General features: G+C 67.9%; 14 protein-coding genes. 9 read left to right on the plus strand and 5 right to left on the minus strand.

The features are described from left to right. Positions 1-165 precede the first annotated feature (165 nt). Positions 166-1,617, minus strand: a complete 1,452-nt coding sequence (locus DAT35_RS20215; protein WP_108068696.1) for a Gfo/Idh/MocA family oxidoreductase — start codon at positions 1,615-1,617, stop codon at positions 166-168. 78 nt (positions 1,618-1,695) lie between these two features. Here DAT35_RS20215 and DAT35_RS20220 point away from each other — a divergent pair, with 78 nt between their 5' ends. Further along, positions 1,696-3,084: a sigma-54 dependent transcriptional regulator gene (locus DAT35_RS20220; RefSeq protein ID WP_233261590.1), complete on the plus strand. Its 1,389-nt coding sequence runs from the start codon at positions 1,696-1,698 to the stop codon at positions 3,082-3,084. A gap of 69 nt (positions 3,085-3,153) precedes the next feature. Beyond that, positions 3,154-3,585 (plus strand): ester cyclase, encoded by a 432-nt coding sequence (locus DAT35_RS20225; protein ID WP_108068697.1) that lies wholly within the window; start codon positions 3,154-3,156, stop codon positions 3,583-3,585. A 42-nt stretch (positions 3,586-3,627) separates the two neighbouring features. Here DAT35_RS20225 and DAT35_RS20230 read toward each other — a convergent pair whose 3' ends face one another. Continuing rightward, a complete protein-coding gene (locus DAT35_RS20230; protein ID WP_146209796.1) occupies positions 3,628-5,244 on the minus strand; it encodes an LVIVD repeat-containing protein in 1,617 nt (538 codons plus the stop codon). Between the two features lie 229 nt (positions 5,245-5,473). On the opposite strand from DAT35_RS20230, the gene DAT35_RS20235 reads away from it, so the two are divergent. The 3 genes from DAT35_RS20235 (at position 5,474) to DAT35_RS20245 (ending at position 9,788) form a co-directional block, all read left to right on the plus strand. After that, positions 5,474-7,939 (plus strand): hypothetical protein, encoded by a 2,466-nt coding sequence (locus DAT35_RS20235; protein WP_233261591.1) that lies wholly within the window; start codon positions 5,474-5,476, stop codon positions 7,937-7,939. Positions 7,940-7,945: 6 nt separating this feature from the next. Further along, on the plus strand, positions 7,946-8,560 hold the full coding sequence (locus DAT35_RS20240; protein ID WP_108068700.1) for a hypothetical protein: 615 nt from the start codon (positions 7,946-7,948) through the stop codon (positions 8,558-8,560). 97 nt (positions 8,561-8,657) lie between these two features. Continuing rightward, on the plus strand, positions 8,658-9,788 hold the full coding sequence (locus DAT35_RS20245) for a hypothetical protein (RefSeq protein WP_233261592.1): 1,131 nt from the start codon (positions 8,658-8,660) through the stop codon (positions 9,786-9,788). A 137-nt stretch (positions 9,789-9,925) separates the two neighbouring features. Here the strand turns inward: DAT35_RS20245 and DAT35_RS20250 are convergent, their stop codons facing one another. From DAT35_RS20250 to DAT35_RS20260, 3 genes are all read right to left on the minus strand, one after another. After that, complete coding sequence (locus DAT35_RS20250) at positions 9,926-10,393, minus strand: GNAT family N-acetyltransferase (protein WP_108068702.1); 468 nt, start codon at positions 10,391-10,393, stop codon at positions 9,926-9,928. 208 nt (positions 10,394-10,601) lie between these two features. After that, positions 10,602-10,847, minus strand: coding sequence for a hypothetical protein (locus tag DAT35_RS20255; RefSeq protein ID WP_108068703.1), 246 nt, complete (start codon positions 10,845-10,847; stop codon positions 10,602-10,604). Positions 10,848-10,937: 90 nt separating this feature from the next. Further along, positions 10,938-11,951: a pyridoxamine 5'-phosphate oxidase family protein gene (locus tag DAT35_RS20260; protein WP_108068704.1), complete on the minus strand. Its 1,014-nt coding sequence runs from the start codon at positions 11,949-11,951 to the stop codon at positions 10,938-10,940. 108 nt (positions 11,952-12,059) lie between these two features. Here DAT35_RS20260 and DAT35_RS20265 point away from each other — a divergent pair, with 108 nt between their 5' ends. The 4 genes from DAT35_RS20265 (at position 12,060) to DAT35_RS20280 (ending at position 20,766) form a co-directional block, all read left to right on the plus strand. After that, the gene (locus DAT35_RS20265; RefSeq protein WP_108068705.1) at positions 12,060-12,881 is read left to right on the plus strand and encodes a helix-turn-helix domain-containing protein; all 822 of its coding nucleotides are present in this window, start codon (positions 12,060-12,062) and stop codon (positions 12,879-12,881) included. A 201-nt stretch (positions 12,882-13,082) separates the two neighbouring features. Next, complete coding sequence (locus DAT35_RS20270; protein ID WP_108068911.1) at positions 13,083-16,769, plus strand: hypothetical protein; 3,687 nt, start codon at positions 13,083-13,085, stop codon at positions 16,767-16,769. Beyond that, entirely contained in the window at positions 16,766-17,305 is a 540-nt protein-coding gene (locus DAT35_RS20275; protein ID WP_108068706.1) for a DUF1318 domain-containing protein, read from the plus strand. The genes DAT35_RS20270 and DAT35_RS20275 overlap by 4 nt, the downstream gene beginning before the upstream one ends. Continuing rightward, entirely contained in the window at positions 17,305-20,766 is a 3,462-nt protein-coding gene (locus tag DAT35_RS20280) for a PD40 domain-containing protein (RefSeq protein WP_108068707.1), read from the plus strand. The genes DAT35_RS20275 and DAT35_RS20280 overlap by 1 nt, the downstream gene beginning before the upstream one ends. Positions 20,767-20,806 lie beyond the last annotated feature (40 nt).

Below are 20,806 nucleotides of genomic sequence, written 5' to 3' on the forward strand. Positions count from 1 at the left end.
CCGCCTGCCCGTTCCCGGAAGAATGGACCGGAAGGCTGTGCACGAACCGCGCAGGAAAGCTCCGCAACACCCCCATGACGCACCCCTATCTCGCACTTTGAAGGAACAGGGTGCGGGCGCGCTCCTAGTCCCCTTGCCCCCCGCGGGAGCATCGCGAGGAGGCGCTCAGTGCAGCTCGAAACCGACGATGGGATTGCGCCCCTCGCGCTGCAGCACGTGCGAGGCGTAGACGGAGCTCATGAGCCGCACCGGGACGCGGTGCTCCTCCAGGCTGGAGCGCACCCGCTCCCGGGGAAGCTCGCCGCGGATGAACTGGAGGAACTCCACCACGACCGCCTCCTTGGCCTGCTCGGTGGCCAGCCGCTCCGACCCGAACCCGGAGCGGGCCTCCAAGTCACCCATGCGGATGATGTCCAGGGGCCGCGCATCTCCGGTGAGGCCGCGGTTGCGGAAGACGTAGATGTCGAAGTGGTTGTTGCCGCCCACGGCATGATCGTCCGCCGAGCTCACATCGTGCTCGGCCCGGCTCTGGTAGGAGTGCACCTGGATGTTCTGGAAGGGCCCCTGCTGGATGCTGTGGTGCTCGTGTTTGACGCGGCCGTTGCCCTTGTACAGGTTCTCGCCGGGCAGCAGGGTGTCCCGCCGGCTGAAGCTGTTGTGCAGCAGGTTGATGGACAGGTGGCACACGCGCTCGCCCGCCTCGAGCAACCGGATGGTGGTGAACGCATCGAGCTCCCCGAAGTCCCGCAGGCGCGCCCGTAGCTCCGTCTCGTCGTACGGCTGCGTGCGCGGATACTCCGGACCGAAGAGCCGCTCGTGGTCCCGCGCGTCCAGCTGATGCAGGTAACCCGCCGGGCTCATGAACGAGGAGAACACCTCCGCGTGGTCCGGCCGCTTCCCGGTGGCGCGGGCCACCGCCTGGTAGAGCCACCAGGCCAGGTCGAGGAAGTGGTACCCGCTGTGGGAGACCTTGCCGTACCCCTCGTTGTAGCCGTGATAGCCGAGGTGGACCATCTCCGAGGGCAACCGCCACTGTCCGTCGGCGTGCGAGGACTGCATGGAGGTGATGGGGCAATTCGTGCGCGCCGCGACCTCGTTCAGCAGCTCCAGCACCTGCTGGAAGCCGGGGTGGTAGCGCCGCTGCACGTTGATGCTGAAGAGGGTCTGCTTCTCCTTCTGGAGCCGGCCATGGGCGGAGAGCAGGGCCTCGTAGTCACCGAAGATGCCCACGGCCTGGTGCAGCTCCAGGGCGGCGTTCTCCCGGGTGGTGACGGGCTTGTCCATGAGGATGTGCAACCGCTGCTCCAGCGCCCACTCCGCGTAGGGACGGTGCGCCAGGGGCTCGGTGGCGATGATGACGCCATCGAGCGGCCTGCTCCGGATGGCGCCGCCCAGCCGGGCCCCCACGTCCTCGGGCATGTGGTGCTGGAAGGGCTCGACGAAGAGGAAGTCCGGGCGCAGCTCACGCGAGGCGAAGAAGGAGCGCACCTCGTCCTCCTTCGCCTTCAGCTCGACCACCAGCGACAGCTCCACCCCGAACCGCTCCCGGAGCCGCTGCAGCGCGGGGACATAGACGCGCCGAGCATGAGGGCCGACACCGATTATCGCGATTCTCATGTTTTAATCATAAAACCCGGGTGTGACAGCTCCGTGGCCCGCGGGTCACTCCCGTTCCCCTTGCGCTACGCTGGGCCCGTGGACTCTCCGCTCGCCCTCCCCCGCCCACAGACACCCGGCCCGCGCATCCTCCTGGTGGACGACGACCCGGGAGTCCTCAAGGGGCTGAGGGGCCTGCTCTCCGACGAGGGCTTCTCTCCCATGGAGGCCCGCTCCACCGCCGAGGCCGTGCGCCTGCTCGACGCACCCGGCCCACCCCTGGCGCTGATGCTGCTGGACCTGCGCATGCCCGGGGAGACGGGCCTGGAGCTGCTCGCACGGCTGCCCCGTCCCCTCCCCGTGCCGGTGGTGGTGCTCTCCGGCGAGGCCTCGCCCGCCGAGGCCGTACAGGCCCTGAAGCTGGGGGCCACCGACTTCGTGGAGAAGCCCCCCTCGCCCGAGCGGCTCCTCACCGCGCTGCGCAACGCGCTGGCTCTCAGCGAGCTGCGGGAGGAGCAGCAACGGCTGCAAGAGGAGCTGGCCCGCCCCGGCCATCTCGTGGGGGACAGCGCGGCCATGGAGTCGCTGCGCCGGCTCATCGCCCGCGTGGCCCCGAGCGACACGGCCATCCTCATCACTGGCGAGACGGGCACGGGCAAGGAGCGCGTGGCGAGGGCGCTCCACCTCGCCTCGGGGCGCAAGGGGCGGCTGGTCGCGGTCAACTGCGCCGCCATCCCCGCCACGCTGCTGGAGAGCGAGCTCTTCGGCCACGAGCGCGGTGCCTTCTCGGGAGCCACCGCGCGGAGGCTCGGCCGCATCGAGCAGGCCCACGGCGGCACGCTGTTCCTGGACGAGCTGGGAGACATGCCGCTGGAGCTCCAGGCCAAACTGCTGCGCGTGCTGGAGACGAAGGAGGTGGAGCGGCTGGGAGGAGGCCTGCCCGTGACCGTGAACGTGCGAGTCCTCGCCGCCACGCACAGGGACCTGGCGCTGGCGGTGCGCGAGGGGCGCTTCCGGCAGGATCTGTACTTCCGGCTGAACGTGCTCCCCCTCGCCCTGCCGCCCCTGCGCGAGCGGCCCGAGGACATCCTCCCGCTGGCCCGGGCCTTCGCGGCGGAGCTGGCCGGAGCGAACGTGCCGCTGGTGCTGGCTCCGGGTGCCGAGGAGGCCCTGCGAGCCTGGCCCTGGCCGGGCAACGTGCGCGAGCTGCGCAACTTCATCGAGCGCCAGAACCTGCTGCGAGGCGATGGCCCGCTCACCCTCGCGCCCGAGTCCCTCGCGGGCCCGGCGCCCCTGACAGCGGAGTCCCCCTCGCGCCTGGTGCTCGGACAGAAGAGCTACCGCGAGCACGTGGACGACTTCGAGCGCACGCTCATCAAGGCCGCGCTGAAGGAGGGAGGCAGCATCGCCGGGGCCGCGCGCCTGTTGCAGGTGGACCGGGGCAACCTGCACCGCCGCCTGAAGGCGCTCGGCATCCCCGCCGCGTGACCCGGGAAATTGTCATCCACCGCGGGCCACCCACAATGGCGCCCCCCCCATCACCGAGGGATTCACGCCATGGACACCAAGCAGGCCCGAGAGTTCTACCTGGATTACCTGAACACCATCTACGTCGAGCGCAAGGTCGATCAGCTCGATCGTTTCTTCGCACGCGAGATCATCGCCCACCCGATAGTGCCCGGAGTAGCGCCCGGCCTGCAGGGAGTGCAGGCCATCGTCCAGGGCTGGGTGGATGCCTTCGCGGACCTCCGCTTCACCGTCGACGGCTTTATCTACGAGAAGGACATGATCGCGCCGCGCATCACCATGAGCGGCACCCAGATCGGCACCTTCCTGGGCATTCCAGCCAGCGGGCGGCGGTTCGAGATCGTCGACCAACCCCACTATCAGCTGCGCGATGGCAAGGTGGTCGAGATCTGGGACAACCCGGACATGCTGACGATGCTGCGGCAGCTCGGGGCGCTTCCCACTCCAGGCCCAAGCGCCTGAGTCACGGGCGGAGGCAGCTCGATAGCGCCTCCGCCAGGACGCTCAGGGGCTCAGGAAGTTGGTATTGCTGATGAAGAGCCCCTTCTTCGGCAGCTCCTCGGCCCGGTCGCCCTTGTAGCGCAGGACATACAAGCCGCTGTTCTCATCCGCGATGTAGATGAGCCCGTTGTAGAGGATGGGATGGAGCCCCACCCAGACGTCCGGGCTGTTGCGGAACGGCTCGACGACGTCGGTCTCAGGCCTGGGAACGAAGACGCCCACCTCGAGTGGCAGCACCGGGTTGGAGATGTCCCAGGCGCGCAAGCCCGCCGAGTACCAGGAGATGAAGAACAGGTTGGGGAAGACGAGCTGCTGGTGCGGGGAGAACTCGCGCTGGAGCGCGGGGTCTCCGGGGCCGCCGACGAAGCAGTTGGCCACCAGGTTCTCCGGAACCAGGTAGCGCGAGATGGCCCGGGGGGAGCGCTCGACGGAGATGTCCAGGATGGTGCCCCAGCTCCAGGGACAGGCGTCCGTGCCGTTCCGCTCGCCGGAGACGATGAGATAGGGGCGGCCCGGGACGGGGTACATCGAGTGCTCGGTCCACCCGGAGGACGGCGTGAAATCGACCCGGGCATTCGGGTCGGAGTCGAGATCGCGCAGGCAGAGGCCAGGGGCGGCGGTGCTCTTCGCTTCCGCGGTGAAGGAATGAGGCGTGCACGGCAGTCCACGCGCCAGACGCGAGCTGTCGAGGATGAAGTAACTCCCCTGGGTGCTGACCAGGTACGTCCGCGTCCCGTCCTGGGAGACCGACAGGGAGTGGATGTCGTCGCGCGGACTGGCGGGGCGCGCCGAGTCGAAGGCGAGGGGGTCGGCCCGGTAGGCCGCCAGATCGATGGGTGGAGGGCGGGACTCAGCCGGAGTCAGCGTGAAGGTGGCCACCGGCTCGGGACTGACGCGATCCCTCGGAGGGTTCGCCAACTCGAACACCCGGAGCGACGGCTCCTGAGTGCTTCCAGAGGTGAAGAGCAGGAAGCGCAAGGGATTGCGGGGATCCCTCCAGAGGAAGAAGCCATGCGGCCGGTCGACCCCCAGGGGAATGGTCTGCGTGAGCACCGGGTGGCGACAGTCACGGATGTCATAGATTTGATAATTGTTCACCGAGCCATTGTCGGGCCCCGTCTCCCGAGAGCTCAGGACGATGAGGGTGTGCAGGTCGGGGATGGTACGCAGCTCGCGGGACGTGGCGTTGAGAGCAGTGGGCAGAGACCCCACCACTTCGGGATCGTCCGGGTCGCTGATGTCGACGATGAGGATGTCCGGAGGCAGCGCGGGCTTGCCGAACGCCGGGCCTGTTCCCGGACGGTGCCCCACGCGGCTGCCAACATAGAGACAGTCACCGGAGATGCCGATGGGCCCGTTGCGTCCCCGGGGCCGGGTGTCACCGGGATTGGGCAGCACGTTATGGCCGATGACCTTGAAGTTCTCGATCTGCGGCAGATCGTCGAGCGGTTTCCGGAGCGCCCCGATGACGGGCCGCGGCGCCTCCTTGAAGGACGTGTCGGCGGCGATCGGCACCGCGCGATGTGAGCAGCTCATGGACAGGCCCAACAACACGAACAACGCGGCGCGCCAGATCACACGAATCCCCATGGCCTCGGCGGCGTTCATCCTACTCGGCATACGGATTTCCCTCGTCGGGGGCACACAGCGCGGAGGCCGCACTCCCCATGCGGGTTGGAGGGCGGACACCCTACCGGCACCACCCCCGAGTGACGATGCGACCAGGGTGGGTGGGACGTGTCAGAATCACATCACCCCGCGACATCACGATGTGGGGATGACATCCTCGCCGGGGCTCGGGGCGCCGTGTTTTCGCGCACTTGCCGCACCGAGGGGCCTGGAACGCCACGTGCTCATTCCATCTCGCATGAACCGCACCGCACTCCTTCTCTGCTTCCTCTCACTCGTGGCCAGCGCCCAGGGTCCCGCTGGCGCCAGCGCCCCGGCCGCGCCCGCTCCCGCGCCCACTCCCGCTGCCACCCAGACGCCCAAGGCCGCCGACCCCAAGGCCTCCGCCGAGGACGACGAAGACGAGGACAAGGACGACAACGACGACGACAACGCCGCGCCCTCGTCCGCTGCGGCCCAGCAGACGCCGCCGGCGCGCGAGGACGCTCCCTGCCTCGCCGATGACGAGGACGAGGCGGATTCCGAGGTGCTCGGAGCGCTGCGGCTGAGCATCAACGGGGAGAACCGTGAGCTGTCGGACGTGAGGCTGGAGGGACTCGAGCGCCTCCCCGAGCCACTGGTGCGTAAGCTGGCCCGCATTCCCGTGCGAGGTCCACTCTCTCCCGAGCAGGCGGCCATCCTCCTCCAGCGGCTGGCGCGCACGGGGCTGTTCGCGAAGGTGTCACCCACGGTGAAGCTCACGGAGGGTGCGACGCCGGTGCTGGTGGTGACACTGGAGGAGCAGCCCTACGTCACGGGCGTGGACCTCGAGGGCCTGCGCCCAGACGAGCTGCGGGACGTCCAGGAGGAGCTGTTCCGGCTGCCGCCACTCTCCGACAACGATGACGACGACGACAACGATGATGACAACGGGAGTCACGACGACACGGTGAGAGTGCGCGTGGAGACGGACCGGGGCCGGGTGCACCTCGTCGCGCGCAAGTGCCCGTCGCCGTACCCGTCGAGGGAGCTGCTGGCCTCGTACGAGCATGGCCAGTTCCACCCGGGCTTCGTCTGGCGGGGCATGTCCGGAGTGCTGGAGCGCGCGCAGGACGAGGTGCGGGACGAGGGCTACCAGCTCGCGAGCCTCGACGCCGCGCTGACGCCGGAAGGGCGGCTGGTGGTGCGGGTGGACCAAGGCACGGTGGAGGAGGTGGAGGTCCAGGGCGTGGACGAGGACGTGGCGGCGCGGGTGCGCGAGGTGCTGGGCATCAAGCCCGGGGATGTGCTGTTGCGCAGCGACCTGCGCCGAGCGGCGGACCGGCTGGGGACGGAGATGCCCTTCCTGTCCTTGCGCGACGTGGAGACGAGCCCCGAGCCGGCGACGCGCTTCGTCGAGGAGCGCGAGGAAGGCGGCGTACGGCACTACCGGCCGGTCACCGAGGAGAAGCGGCACAAGCGACAGAAGCACTGGGACGAGGAGGTGGAGCTGTCCTGGCACGATTGGGCGAGGAAATGGCACCACCGGAAGGAGGACGCCATCACCACCCGGGGCCGTCGCGTGGTGGTGCACGTTCGCCCGAGGGGCGCCTCCTTCGACGCGGACCTCATTCCCATGCACACGCAGGTGACGGGCTTCGCGCCCGGCCTGTCGGGCTCGGTGAAGCTGTGGGACGTGCGCAACCGGATGCACCTGGGACTGGACGCGGCGCTGACCATTCCGCTGCGCTGGGGAGGCCAGCGGATTCCGGGCGACCCGGAGCAGACGTCGTTCCAGCGGCGGCTCAACTGGCTGGCGGGAGCGAAGCTGCAGGTGCCACTGCTGCGGCTCTCGGAGGTGGGCGTGCAGTTCTATGACTTCACGGACACCTTCGACCGCTGGCGCATCGGGGCCATCGACTCGTACATCTACTCCGCCCTGCTCAACCGTCCGGACTCGGAGTACTTCCGGCGCAAGGGGTACACGGGCTTCGCCACCTGGCGCCTCGGGAGGCAGTGGGTGCTGGGAGCGGAGTACCGCCGGGACACGTACGACTCGCTGAAAAGCTTCGCGCCGCCCTTCTCCCTCTTCCGGCGCGATTCGGCGCCCTTCCCCAACTCGCCGGTGGATGACGGGCGGATGACGTCGGTGGTGGGCCGCCTCGAGTACGCGAGCGACGCGGGCCGGGCGGAGAACGTGGGCTCGCTCTTCCGCAGCCCCGAGCTGTCGCTGCTGCGGCACGACTGGGAGTGGCCGGAACACTCGGCGGTGCGCAGCCTGCTGACGGTGGAGGTGGGCAACCCCGCGCTGGGAGGCGGTGACGAGGACTTCCGCTTCTGGAAGGTGGTGAGCGACAGCGTGCTGTATGTGAATACGGGGCACCACGACGGCCTGCGGCTGCGCGTGCGCCTGGCGGGGGGCGAGGACCTGCCGCTGCAGAAGCAGGAAGCCCTGGGCGGATGGAGCGCGCTGCGCGGCTACGGCTTCAAGGAGTTCCGGGGCAATGCCTCACTGCTGGCGAGCGCGGAGTACCGGTGCGGCTTCTTCGGGGTCTTCACGGACGTGGGCACGGTGCACCGGGGCGAGACAGGCTGGATGGACCCGAAGCTGGGAGTGGGCGCGCAGTTCTACTTCGGCGACTCGGTGCACCTGACGGTGGCGTGGCGCACGGATGAGCGGGCGACCTTCGCGCCCGAGGCGCGGCTGCTCTTCATCCGGCCCTTCTGAGACGCCATGAGGAGGAGACCCGGCACGAGCACGAGGAGGAGACTCGCCGCGGCCCTGGTGGCCGCAGTGGGCTTCTGCGCGCCCGTGGCCCGAGCGGAGGAGCAACCCCCGCGGGTGAACTGCTCGGCGACGCGGGTGGGGAGGCGCGTGGTGGTGAGGCCCGAGGCGCTCGCGTTGGTGGCGCCCGAGCTGGAACGGTTGATGAAGCTGGGGCTGGCGGGGCGGCTGGAGGTGGAGTTGACGCTGCTGCGCCGCCGGCCGCTGTGGTTCTCCGAGCGGATGGACGAGACGAAGCTGACACAGGTACTGGCGTACTCGGCGAAAGCAGGGAGCTGGGCGCTGGACGGGAGACCGCTGGAGGGAGGGCCGGGGACGCTGGAGTTGGAGCGGGTGGCGTGGATGCTGGACGAGGAACCGGAGGCTGAGACGGCCTTCGTGGTGGAGGTCCGGGTGCGGCTTCAGGTGGTGACGACGGCGAGCCTGGGGAAAGTGGCGCAATGGCTCACACAGGGGGAGAAGACGGAAGCGGAGCGCTCGGCACTGACGCGGAGCCTGTTGCGCACGGTGGCCGAGGACCTCACGAGCGGAGCCGAGGGACGCTGCACCGTCCAGACTCCGTAGCGCTCACTCGACAGCCCTTTGGACGCGGGTTCGATACTCACCGCCTCCACTCCGTATCTCCTGGACAGTCAAGTTGAAATCTTAAAATCCAGTATTGATGGACTACTGGGAGCAACCCGTCGATTCCGATGACCCGAATCCAGCTGAAAGAGTCTCTGTAGGCGTCAGGGCAAAGTTCAACCTCCGCCCGTTCGACAAGGCAGGATTCATGCTCCATTTCAAAGGTTCAAAGCTGTTCCTTCGTGCCGCGTGCTCGGCTCTGTTGCTCACGGGCGCGTGCACTCCGACGAGCAGTTCGCCTGACGGGCAGGACGACGTCACAGAGTCCGCCACGAGTCCGTTGCTCATCTCCGGCGTGAGCTTCAAGACGGTGCTCGGCAATCGATACGTGGGTGCTCAGAACAACGGCGGCGGCGCGGTCATCGCGACGGCGACGAGCGCGCAAGCGTGGGAGAAGTTCACGATCGATGACATCAACGGCGGGGCCCTCGAAAGTGGAGACTCGATCTTCATCATCGCGGGCACCGGACAGTACTTTCAGGCCGCGAACGGCGGCGGCTCCACGCTGAATGCCGCCAGCTCGAATCGCCTCGGCTGGGAGACGTTCCGCATCGTCAAGCAGAACGGGAGTGGCGTGATCGCGAACGGCGACATCGTCGGCCTGCAGACGGTAACGACTGGCAATTGGGTGTCAGCGGAGAACGGCGGCGGCAGCACGGTGTTCGCGTATGGCGCCGCGCTCGGCTCGTGGGAGCAGTTGACGATCTCTGGCTTGTCCGGAGGCACGACGCCGCCTCCTCCTACGGGCTGTAACTCTCCCGGCCTCGTCTGGAAGAGTGCCAACAAGACCAACTACACGTCGTACCCGGATCCGAACAGCGAGGAGTGCACCAAGTACAACGGCTGCACGTGGGCAGGGCAGTTTGCGGCGTGCTCCGAGAAGAAGTCGGAGGCGTGGGTGGCGGCGCACAACATCGCCGCGATATTCCCCAACATGAACGCGTACAAGCTCCATGACCTTTGCTTGAGGTCCGGCTCGAAGACCATCGTGGTCACCGTGCTCGACACGTGCGCCGACTCGGATTGCAGTGGTTGCTGCACCCAGAACAGGGGGAACGCCGACGCGCTGATCGACCTCGAGAGCTATACCAACGCGCGCTGGGGCGTCCCCGACGGCAGGATTGAATGGGCGGACCTCGGTCCGACCACGGGCAGCGGCTGCAACTGATTCCCACTCGGGTTGAAGTTGCGGGTCGCCGAGCAGCCAGCCCTGGTGCTCGGCGATCCACTCCGAGGGGCACCACTGGGGGATGACTGTCAACCTTGGGCCGGGCTGATGCGCCCTTCCTGCGACTAGCCCGTTGCTCAAAGCGTGCGCTTCATCCCCTCGTGGCTCGCCTGGAAGCCCAGCCGCGCATAGAAGCGGTGCGCGGCCTCTCGGCGCTTGTCCGTGGTGAGTTGCATGAGGCCGCAGCCCCGCGCACGGGCACGGGCCATCGCGTCCTCCATCAACCGCTCGCCGAGGCGCTGGCCGCGCAGGTCCGCCCGCACGCGCACTGCCTCCACCTGTGCGCGCCGCATCCCACCGCGGCTCAGGCCTGGGATGTACGTGAGTTGTAACGTGGCGATGACCTCGCCCTCGCGCTCGCCCACGATGATCTCGTTGTTCGGGTCCGCTGCAATCTCGTCGAAGGCGGCACGGACCGCCGGGGTGACCTCAGCCACGTAGCCCGAGCGCGTACGCGCGATGTCGTCGTCCACGAGCAGCTTGAGAATGGTGGGGAGGTCGGCCGGGGTGGCGAGGCGGAAGGTGACGGAGGGCGTGGGGCTCAAGTGGGGCTCCTCTTGGCGGTGGGGTCGCCCTCAGTCTGCACCAGGAATGGGCAGCGGGGCTCGGGCTCGAGCGGCACGTCCCGGTGCCCATGATGATGCTTCATGAGACCCGGGCCCCAGGCAGGAGGGAGTACCTCCTCGCCATCGCGACCATGGCCCTGGGGTGACAGCTCCGCCTGGTGGGTGGAGTGGTGCGAGCCCTCGGTGCTCAGTGAGCCGCGTGGGCCACGGCCGACCGATGGCGCACGTCCTGCCCGCGCGCATCAAGCGCGAAGGCGATCAGCAACGCACCAGCGCCCAGCCCGAAGAGCACCAGGTGATGGCCGCCGGTCAGGCCGTAGACCGCCGAATAGGCATAGCCACTGATCGCCTGCGATAGCGCGAAGGAGACGGTCGCCTGCGCGGGACCGCGCGTGTCCGCACGGTGGCGGAGTTCCTGACGGCGGCCATCCAAGGCTCGGCGAGTCGTTCCGCCACTTCGAACGGGCGTTCCCGGAGCAGGGGCGGACGCCTCCACTTCGCCGAGGAGCAACTCGCGCAGTTGTCAGTAGAGATTGGTCTTGTAATCCTTTTCCAAGCCCTTCTGCAGAAGGCCGGTGACGCCGGGCACGGACAGGAGCGCGCTCGCCATCTTGGCCCCGAGTCCCTTGTCGCTGTTCAGCTTGAGGTGCGCGACGAACACCTTGGAGGGGTCGAGCCCCTCGGGCCGCGCCTGGACGGGCCAGAGTCTGGCGCGGACGAGGGCGGGGCTCTCGCGCAGTTCGAGGGTGGGGTCGTCGATGCCGGCGACCAGTACCGGTGTCTTGTCCTGAACGGCGAAGCGCGCGCGCACCACCTCGTCGGTCGTGAGCCATGCGCGTCCCGAGAGATAGGCGACGGAGGTCGAGCCGGGAATCAGGAGCGCGGCGGTCATGCGCGGCTGGACGATGATGTTGCGGAAGCTGTCCACGCGGCGGTTTCCCGGACGCTCCGCGAACCAGGCCCGGCCCTCCTCGAGCCGCGCCATCGAGCCCGCCGGATCTCCCTTGGGACTGAGGTCGGCGCGTCCGTGCTCGTCCATCGTCGCCAGCGCCATGAAGCGGCTGGCGGACAGGAAGGCCGCGGCGTCCCGGGGCGTGTCCACGACGGGCGAGGCCTTCCAGAAGTCCGAGCGGATCAGGGACTTGGCGCAATGGCCGTAGCACTCCTCGACCGAGACGCGCAGCTCGCCCTCGCTCGCCTTCGTCACCCGGCCGTTGACGCGCAGGGTCTCTCCAATCCCAGGGAGCAGGAACAGCGAGCCGAACCCCATGCCGGGCCGGGCCAGTGTCGGGTCGTCGAGGATCGCGCCAGGCAGCCGCAGTTCGTGCGCGTCTCCCCCCGCGAAGCCGGGAGGGCCGCCGCCGAGGGTGATGCGGATGTGGGGTGCATCCCCGAAGCCGGCGAACATCACGGGCGACGCGGCGAGCCAGCGCAACGCGCCTTCGTCCAGATGGTCGATGACCTTGAGGTTCACCGGCGCCGGCGCCTTGCCGATGCAGGCTTCCAGTGCGTCGATGGTGGTGATGGAGCCGTCCATGGAGAAGTCCTCCTGTCCCCTTCAACCTGACCTGATTCGCGCTTGACCGCATACCGAAACCCGGTCAATTTGTTTCGAGATTCGGCCACGGCGTCGGAGCGACTCCGCATGTACCTCCCCGAGCTCCCCCTCCACCTCGTCGATGTCGATCCGGATGAGGTCGCCCGACCGGTGCTGGTGGTCGGGATGAAGCGGATGAGCGGCGAGCACGAGCTGAACTTCCACACCCATCGCAAGGCCCAGTTGTTCTTCATGCACCGGGGCGAGATGACGTGCGAGGCGTCGAATGCCCTGTGGCTCGTCCCTCCTCAGTCGGCGCTGTGGATTCCTGGGAGCACCCGCCACCGCATCAAGGGCCGGGCACCGCTCGAAGGGTTCTCGATGTTCGTGGAGCCCGATGCGGTCGTCACATTGCCGAGGGAGTGCTGCGCGGTCTCGGTCAGCCCACTGCTCCGGGAGTTGTTGTTCCGCGCCGCGGCGCTGCCCGCGCTGTATCCCCTCGACGGGAAGGAGGCCCGGCTGGTCACCGTGCTGCTCGACGAACTGGCGGCGGCGCAGGTCGAGGATCTGCGGTTGCCCATGCCCACCGACACACGGCTGCGGCGGCTCGTCGAGTTGCTCACCGCGCATCCGGCGGATGGCGCGACCATGAAGAAGTGGGCGAAGCGGATTGGCGTGGGCGAGCGGACGCTGAATCGGCTGCTCGTTCAAGAGACCGGCATGAGCTTCGGGCGATGGCGCCAGCGGCTTCACATCATCCTGGCGTTACAGTGGCTCACGCGGGGGGCTTCCGTGCAGAGCGTGGCGATCGATCTGGGCTACGAAAGCGCGAGCAGCTTCGTGACCATGTTCCAGAAGGCACTGGGCACCTCGCCCGCGCGGTACATCGCGCGGCGGCTCGACCTCGCCAGCTCCGACGCAGGCGACTGACCGCCCCGGAAAATGCACGCGTCCCGAAAAGACGCCTTTCCGGCCCGAAGCCAGAGCCAGCCGAGCGAGCGTGCTGGCCGCGCTCGTGACGCTGCACCTCGAGAGGAGTTTTCGGGTGCTGGGCCCGCCGGGTCCGGCGATTGAAGCCCGATTCCGCCACATGGTAGGACGCGGGTGACCGCTCGCTCCCGACCGAACATCATGGAATCCCCAGGAGTTGGACGACCTCGCCAACGGTTGGCTCGAATCAGCATGGGCGTGCTCCTGGTTCTCGGTGCGGCACTCGCGCTGGTGCTGGTCGCGGCGGTGGCCGCTCTGCACAACCTCGACCACCCCTGGCTGAAACAGCGCATCGTCTCCAGGGTGGAAGCGGCCACGGGCCTGCAGCTGGACTACCAGACAGCCCGGGTCGCCGTGCTCTCGGGTCTGCGACTGGAAGGGCTGGTGGTGCGTACCCCGCCGCCGTTTCGAAACGTCGCGCCCGAGCTGCTGCGCGTCAGCACGCTGGAGGCACAATGGTCGCCCGGAGAGCTACTGAGCAGGACCCCCCGGGTTGAGCGGGTGGCGGTGCGGGACGTGGCCGTTGTCCTGGTGGTCGATGATGCGGGACCTACGTCTCTCACGGGATTGATGGGGCCGGAAGCTCCTGAGCCGCCGCCCGTTGAAGCGCCACTCGGAGCCTCTCAGCAGGCCGCTGCCCTCCTGGCCTCCGCGCCTCCCTTCGGAAAGGTCGAAGTGTCGGGCGTGTCGTTGAGTTACATCCGCGTTCGGAACGGTGAGGTCATCGATCGCTGGTCCTTGCGTGGGCTCGCGGCCGCGGTCGAAGCGAAGCATCAGGACGATGGATGGAAGGTCTTCGCGACGACAAGCCCGACCGGGACGCCACTTCCTCTGGAGTTGAACCGCGAAGGCTCGGCCACTCCGCCGGCCCTGGCCCAGCTGGAACTGAACCTCTCGGCGGAGGTAGGGGCGTCGGCCGCTCGTGTGCGGGTGGACCTGGATGTCGCGCGGCAGACGTTCGATCCGCGGTTCACGGTCCGCTCACTGCTGCACGGCGCGGCCTCCGCGAAGTTTGATGGCGAGAAGCGGCACATCGCCATCGAGCTGGATCGCACCCGGCTGGCCGACAACGCCGAAGTGCAAGCCCGGTGGGTGCTTCCGGATTCAGCGGATGTTCCGCCCGTCGTGACGCAAGCCCTGGTGGATCTGGATCTCGGACGACTGCTGCAACAGGTCCCTCCCGATTGGCGCCCATTCTCCATCGAGCGCGGCAAGGTGCACCTGGACGCCCAGGAGGTCACGCTCAGCACCATGCCACGATTGGGAGCCCAGGGCAGACTCGGGCTGGACGTCGACGTCGCGGCGCTCCGGCTAGCTCGAGACGCGCTTCAGGTCGCTCTCGGCGATGGACGCGTTTCCTTGGTGGCGACCCCTGATCCCCAAAAAGGGCTGACCTCTCGACTCACGTTCGCGCTCCAGGGGCTCGATGTTGGGGGAGCCACCACGCTTCGTGTTCCGAAGGCCTCCGGCGAACTGAAGGGCACCCAGCTGCGGCCAGACCCCTCCTCTCCCCTCCAGGTCGCGGGGGATGTTGCCCTGTCCGGAATGGTGGATGCGTTGGACGTCCGTGCATCCGGGAGCCGAGCGACCGCTGAACGTCTGGGATTTCAGCTCCATGCCCCGCTGGTGGGTGAGCCACCCTTCGCACTGAAAGCGGATGTGCCCGTGGGGGCGCTCCAGGTGGTCATGGCGGATGGACGCGAGGTGCTCAAGGGCCCCGTGCACATGAAGCTCGACATGTCGGAGGTGTTCCCTCGGAGGGACGAGCCGCGGCTGGGCCGGGCCCGCGCCCGCCTGGAGCTCGACGTTGGCGCGATGCACGCGTCGATGGATGCCACGAAGGGGACCGACGATGTGGCGTACACCCTGGCCGTCCAGACTCCAGACCTCGTCGCCGCTCGGCCCTTCATCCCCGAGTCGGTCGCCGCACGCTTTCCCTGGAAGCACCTGGGCGTGAACCTGGCCTCCAAGGGCAAGCTGGCGACGCTCTTCTCCTCCTCGCCACGGTTGGAGCACCGGACGGAGCTGCGCCTGCAGCGGCCGGGATGGGACGACGTGTCGGCCAGCAACGTCGCCGTCGTGATGCGCTCGCAGGGAGATTCCTGGCGGCACAAGGGCGAACTGGATCTTCAAATCGAAGGGCTGCGCGTCGGTGAGAACGACGCGGGTTCTCAGCATCAGACACTGACGCTGGACCTCGATCGCCGAAAGCCGTCACTCCGGCTGGGGCTCACCAGTCATGCGGGGCTGAAGCTCGCGCTCGACGCCGCACTGGCGTTCGACCGGAAGGCCCGCGCGCTTCGCTGTGATGTCAAGGGCGACCTTCCGCCCGTCGGTGCGCTGTCTCCGCTCCTGGCCCGGGCCGGGGTGCCCGCGGAGGTAGATTCCTCGCGGCTCGCGTTGAACCTCGAGCTGCATGGAACGCTGCTCGGCGTGATCACGGACATCGCCGCCGATGGAACCCCGAGCCTGGCCCCCGCTCCCCGGCGTACCGCCAGCTTCGAGGGCAATGCGGTGATGGACGCGCGCGGCATCCGCTGGAAACAAGAGGGACAGTCGCTCAACCTCCCCGCGTTGCATTGGCAGATCGAGTCGCACGCCGATGGGCCACGGCGATTCGTCCACAACCAGCTCACGGTGGAAAAACTCTCCGTGGGCATGGGCGAGCGCCGGCTGTCATTCGCCGACATGTCCAGCGACACCACCGCCACGTTCACCGAGAAGTGGGAAGCGGGCGACATCGAACTGAAACAACTCTTCAAGGTCCGCTCCCTCGAACAGAGGCCAGCGCTGCCCTATCCGATCCAGGATCTGGAGGGGTCGTTCTCCGCGCGTCGTGAGCCCAATGGCGTCATTCACATCCCCGACCTGCAACTGTCCAATGCGGGGACGAGTACCCAGCTGAAAGCCAGAGGCCGGCTCGAGCTCAGCGACGATCGGCGCCGCCTGGCGGTTCGGGGTGAGCTGGAGCAGGACCTGTCCAGACTTGCGCGGCCCGGCCTCATCGAGAGCAGCGGTCGGGTCTCGGTAGATTTTCAGTTGGCTTCGCCCAACCTGGTGGTCTTCCGAACCCTCTCCAACGTGCTCTTCCAGAACGTGAACCTGCGGCTGCTCGAATCGGGGGTCGAGATCGAAGCGCTCGATGGCAACGTGCCGCTGACCGAAAACATGGAGCTCACCGAAGGCCGGGTGCGGCTGCTGGACAACCTCGAGGTGAACCCCTACTCGATGCTTCGTTTCGCCGATCAACACCCCTTGCTCTCGCGCAATGGATTCATGTCGGTGGCGCGCATCACCACGCCGTTCATTTCCATCGCGCCCCTGGCCGGAAACCTGTCCATTGACCAGAACGTGGTTTCCATGCGTCAGCTGGAGATGGGCGTCCGCGGTGGGCAGATCACCGGACAGTGCGTGTTGGACTGGCAGGGAAAGGACTCCACCCTGGAGGCACGCGTGCGGGCGACCGGCGTGAAATCATCCCGGGGCGAGCCCTTTGACGGAAATGCCGCCGTGGTCATCTCCGGCAAGGACCGCAGCGTCAACGGACGCGCGGAGATCCTTCGCATTGGCAACCGCCACCTGCTCGACCTGCTGGATCTCGAGGATCCACACCACACCGATCCCGCCACCAACCGTGTCCGCTACAGTTTGGGATGGGGCTACCCGGAACACGTGCGGCTGAACTTCAACCACGGCTTCGGCAGCCTGCGCATCACCATGGGGGGTCTGGCCAGCCTGTTCAGCATCGATGAGATCCGAGGCATCCCCATGGGCCCCATCGTCGACCGAGCCCTCAAATCCATGTCCCCTCCGGAGACCACGCCATGAAACGCCGCGGGTTGCTGATTCTTGCCGCCCTCGCCCTTCCCGGGTGCATCCGCGCTCCAGAGATCGTCATGGTCGATCGCGCGACGGCGCTCGAGGAACAGGCCTCGGGCTCGTTCAAGGACGTGGAACGGCGTCTGGCTCGCGCGGGCATGAGCCCGACACCGGTGCCGTTCACGCCCAATCAACTGGAGGACCTGGGCATCCAACCCACGCCGTTGGTCGAGGACATCGGCAAGACGCAGGCGGACCGCGTCGACGAGTTGCTGCGGCGCCACTGCGTGGGCGAAGGGCGGGACGGGCTGCTGGTGGACACCCGGAGCCAATGCCGGTCCCGGCGCCTGTCGGCCGATGACGCCGCCCTGGTGGAACGGGTGAACCGGGCCCGGGTGCAGCTGTGGCAGTGGATGAGGACGGTCCGCCCCGGCGTGCCCGAGGAGTCGGTGCGCCGGAGCTGGCAACAGGTGCACGCGCAGGGGGTGGTCTGCGGCGGCTGGGTTGAATCCGATGATGGCACCTGGGGAGAGAAGAAGTGCTGATGCCCCATGGCCGGTGCTTCCTGGCCCTGTCCCTTCTCCTCGCGGGCAGCGTCTGGGCGCAGGACGATGAGAATGACGGAGGCCTGCGCACGCCCTCACGGCTCACCGTGGGCGTGGGAGATCAATTCCTGGGGCAGTTGGCGCCCGATGGGAACACGCTGCTCTTCGTGTCCAACCGCAACATCGCGACCGAAATCTACGCTCAGGACGTGGAACAGGGCCGCGAGCGCCGCCTCTTCGACGAAGGCGCCGACGTGACCTGGCCGCGGGTCAGCCCCGACGGCAAACACCTGCTCTACATTTCGTTCCGAAACCAGGCCAGCGGCCAGCTGTGTGTGCGGGACCTGCCCGGTGCGGAAGGCCGCCGCTGCCTCGAAGAAGAAACCAGCACGCTGCAGGCGGAATGGATCGATGCCTCGCATATCGCACTGGTGAGCCGGGCGACCATCCAGGGCGATCTGCGATTGTCGCGGGTCACGGTGGGGCGCGAGTTGAGCGTGAGCCCCCTGCTCGAGCGCAACCTGACCAGTCCCACCATCTCACCCGATGGGCGCTGGCTGGTGTACGTCCCGATCGAACGCTCCGTGCAGCAGGTGGGCCCCGGCTTCGCCGCGCGCGCCTCGCCCCATCTGGAGGCCCTTCGGTTGGATCTCTCCGGTGCTGCCCCCATCCCGCTGACACTCGAGCTTCCGGGACAGACCGGACAACCGGCGTTCGCGCGCGATGGGCGCTCCCTCTACGTGGTGCAGTTCTTCACCGACTCCAACGCGGACGGGGTGATCGACGCCAGCGACAAAGGCGTCCTGTTCCGGGTGCCTTTCGCCACCGAGCGCGAGGACGCGCCCGAGTTGGCCGCCGCCGCCAGTCCGGACCAACTCACCAGTGAGTCCTGGAGCTGCGAGTACCCGGCGCCCGCAGCCTCGTCACTCATCGCGACCTGTTCGCGCGATCGCTCGCTGGATGTGTATCAGCTACCTCTGGATGGACAGGTTCCCAGCAACTGGGACGTTCCTCGTCTCAACGAGGAATTGAAGATGGCCGGCAAGCGCGCGGACCTGCTCCTGCTCTATCGCCAACGCCTGCTGCGCGAAACCCGGCCCAAACCCCGCCGTCTGCTGATGATGCGCCTGAGCCGGCTCCACCTGTCTTTCGAGGACTTCGATGCGGCGGAGTTCTACGCCCACCACATGCGCTCGGTGAGCGATCCCGCCACCGCGGGACTGGCGGAACCGCTGCGGCTCCTCATCGACCACCGGCGCGCCATGAAGGAGCGCGAACGCGGCCGCATGATGGACGAGTTGGACGACGCCGAAGGGCAACGCATGGCCGCGTTGGATCCCGCCGCCGCGCCCAGCCCGCCCTCCGCCGTCTTTCAACACGTGGTGCGCAGTGCGCTGGCCGAGGACGCCGGCGACTTCACGCTGGCGCGTCAGGAGTTGGAGGCAGCCCAGGTGACCGACACCACGCCGCGTGCGGTGCTGGATGCCTATTACGAACGAGCGGACGCGCTGTACCGCAAGCTCGACGATCGGGAGGCCCTGGTCGAAGTTGGCCGCCGGCTCTCCATGAACAAGGCGTTTCCAGCTGACGACCAGCTCGACTTCGCTCGAGCCGCCGTCCGCGCCCTGTACCGGGGACGCCCCTATGACGAGGCGGATGCGGCCATGGCCCAGGCACTCGCCTCGGCACCCGCGGGCTCGGCCTATGCGTTCGCTCTGGAGCTGGGCCGGCACGTCAATGCGTTGCACGACGAGCGTCCCCCCCGGCCCGTCCGGGATGCATTGATTGCGTTCTACCATCAGCAAGAGGATCCCCTTCGCCAGCGCGCACTGGTGCAAGACGCCGTCGAGCGCGCGGCGGGCCTCGGCGCCGACGGCGTGCTGGAGGCGTTGGCGACGGTCTACGTCGATGACGCCCCACCCGGCACCGAGGAACGCCGCCGGGCCGAACGGTTGTTTCGCCGCGCGATGATGGGCCGCGCCTACCGCCGGTTGGGGAAGCAGCGCCTGGACGAGGCCCGTGCCGACTTCGACCTCGTGACCCAACGGACTGGCTCTCTGGAAAGCGCTGTCGAGTCCATGAGTCTGCGTTTGCGTGCCGGCGTCAGCCCCGAGGTGGTGGAGAAGGAAGTCACCACCACCTCCGCGAAAATGGCCAGGCCGCTCGCGCACTTCGTGAAGGCCTACCTCACGGCACGCCAGTTGCCCAAGCTGGAGGATGACCGTGCCCACGCCCAGTCGGTGGCGGCAGCCGTGAAGGAGCTGCGCGCATCGTGGCCGGAACTCAAAAACCAGCGCGCGGTGCATGCCCTCTATGGTGCCATTCAGCACGAGGACTTCCTTCGCGGCCACGATCCTTCCGCCGCCGAGCGCGCCAACCGGCACTATCTGATTGCCCTGGACCTGGTGCGCAACAACATCCGCTACCGGGCGATGCTCCTCGGCGCGTTGGGGCTGTTGAACACCCAGGTGGGCAACTTCCACATCGCGCTGGGCTACCTCGAGCAACGGGACAAGTGGCCCTACGTGGACAACGCGGCGGGGCTGGCGGTGTCCCTTGCGCGTGCCCGAGCGCTCTTGCACGTCGGCCGCGAGGACGAGTCAGCGCAGGCGGCGGATCAGGCACTGGCCATGGTGGACGCCACACCGAAGCTCGCTAAGTTCACCACCCTGGCACTGGATCGCGCGGCGCTCTACAACCTCGCCGCGGGCCGATTCGAGCGTGCGTTGGCGCTCTACGATCGCGAGCTGCCCACCGTGGAAACGGGCCCGAGCGACGCGGAGGGTCTGCGCAACCGGTTGGTGGTGCGACTGGCCCGCTGCGCCGCGGAGTTGGGGGCGGGTCAGCCCCAGCGGGCGTTGGAGGACCTGGACAGAGTTGAGCGCGACCTGACAACCCCCGCCGTGCAAGCCACGCTGAACCAGGCACACACCACACCCCAGCAAGTTCAGCGCGCCTATCGGCTCATCGCCGCGGGACTGCGCGCCAATGCGGAGACCCGACTCGGGAACCTGGACGCCGCCGCCCATGCACTCGAACAGCGGCGCACGCTGTTCCTGGAACAGTTCGCCAGGTCGGATCGCGATGAGGACCTCCGCGCGGTGACGCTGGCGGAGATGCGGCTGGCCGAGAATGCCGTGGATCGCCAAGACACGGCGCAGGCGGCCCGCTGGTTGGGCAAGGCGCTCGAGCACACCGACACCCTGCTCGAACGCACCCACGCACCGGTCGATGCCGGTCAGATGGACGTGCTCTGGTTCGCGGCGCAGTTGCACGCGGATGGGAACACGCAGGTGCCTTTCGACGTGCACAAGCGTCTGGGCCAGGCGCATCGCGCCCTCATCGACCAGCGTGATCCTTCCTGGCGCTCATATCTGGCATGGTTCGAGATCTATCTGGCTCTCAGCACCAACCCGCCAACAGAGGTTCGGGAGGCACTGCTGCCGCCCGCACAGCCATAGTCGACCGGTTGCTCCGCTCGCCTCCTCCGCTCCTGCTTGG

This window comes from Vitiosangium sp. GDMCC 1.1324 (genome assembly GCF_003044305.1).
In the GTDB taxonomy this organism is placed as follows: domain Bacteria; phylum Myxococcota; class Myxococcia; order Myxococcales; family Myxococcaceae; genus Archangium.

Coding starts and splice junctions, on each gene's coding strand:
- DAT35_RS20225 (WP_108068697.1), top strand. CDS start 3,154: ATGGACACCAAGCAGGCCCGAGAGTTCTACCTGGATTACCTGAACACC.
- DAT35_RS20215 (WP_108068696.1), bottom strand. CDS start 1,617: ATGAGAATCGCGATAATCGGTGTCGGCCCTCATGCTCGGCGCGTCTAT.
- DAT35_RS20230 (WP_146209796.1), bottom strand. CDS start 5,244: ATGCCGAGTAGGATGAACGCCGCCGAGGCCATGGGGATTCGTGTGATC.
- DAT35_RS20280 (WP_108068707.1), top strand. CDS start 17,305: ATGCCCCATGGCCGGTGCTTCCTGGCCCTGTCCCTTCTCCTCGCGGGC.
- DAT35_RS20275 (WP_108068706.1), top strand. CDS start 16,766: ATGAAACGCCGCGGGTTGCTGATTCTTGCCGCCCTCGCCCTTCCCGGG.
- DAT35_RS20240 (WP_108068700.1), top strand. CDS start 7,946: ATGAGGAGGAGACCCGGCACGAGCACGAGGAGGAGACTCGCCGCGGCC.
- DAT35_RS20265 (WP_108068705.1), top strand. CDS start 12,060: ATGTACCTCCCCGAGCTCCCCCTCCACCTCGTCGATGTCGATCCGGAT.
- DAT35_RS20245 (WP_233261592.1), top strand. CDS start 8,658: ATGGACTACTGGGAGCAACCCGTCGATTCCGATGACCCGAATCCAGCT.
- DAT35_RS20270 (WP_108068911.1), top strand. CDS start 13,083: ATGGAATCCCCAGGAGTTGGACGACCTCGCCAACGGTTGGCTCGAATC.
- DAT35_RS20260 (WP_108068704.1), bottom strand. CDS start 11,951: ATGGACGGCTCCATCACCACCATCGACGCACTGGAAGCCTGCATCGGC.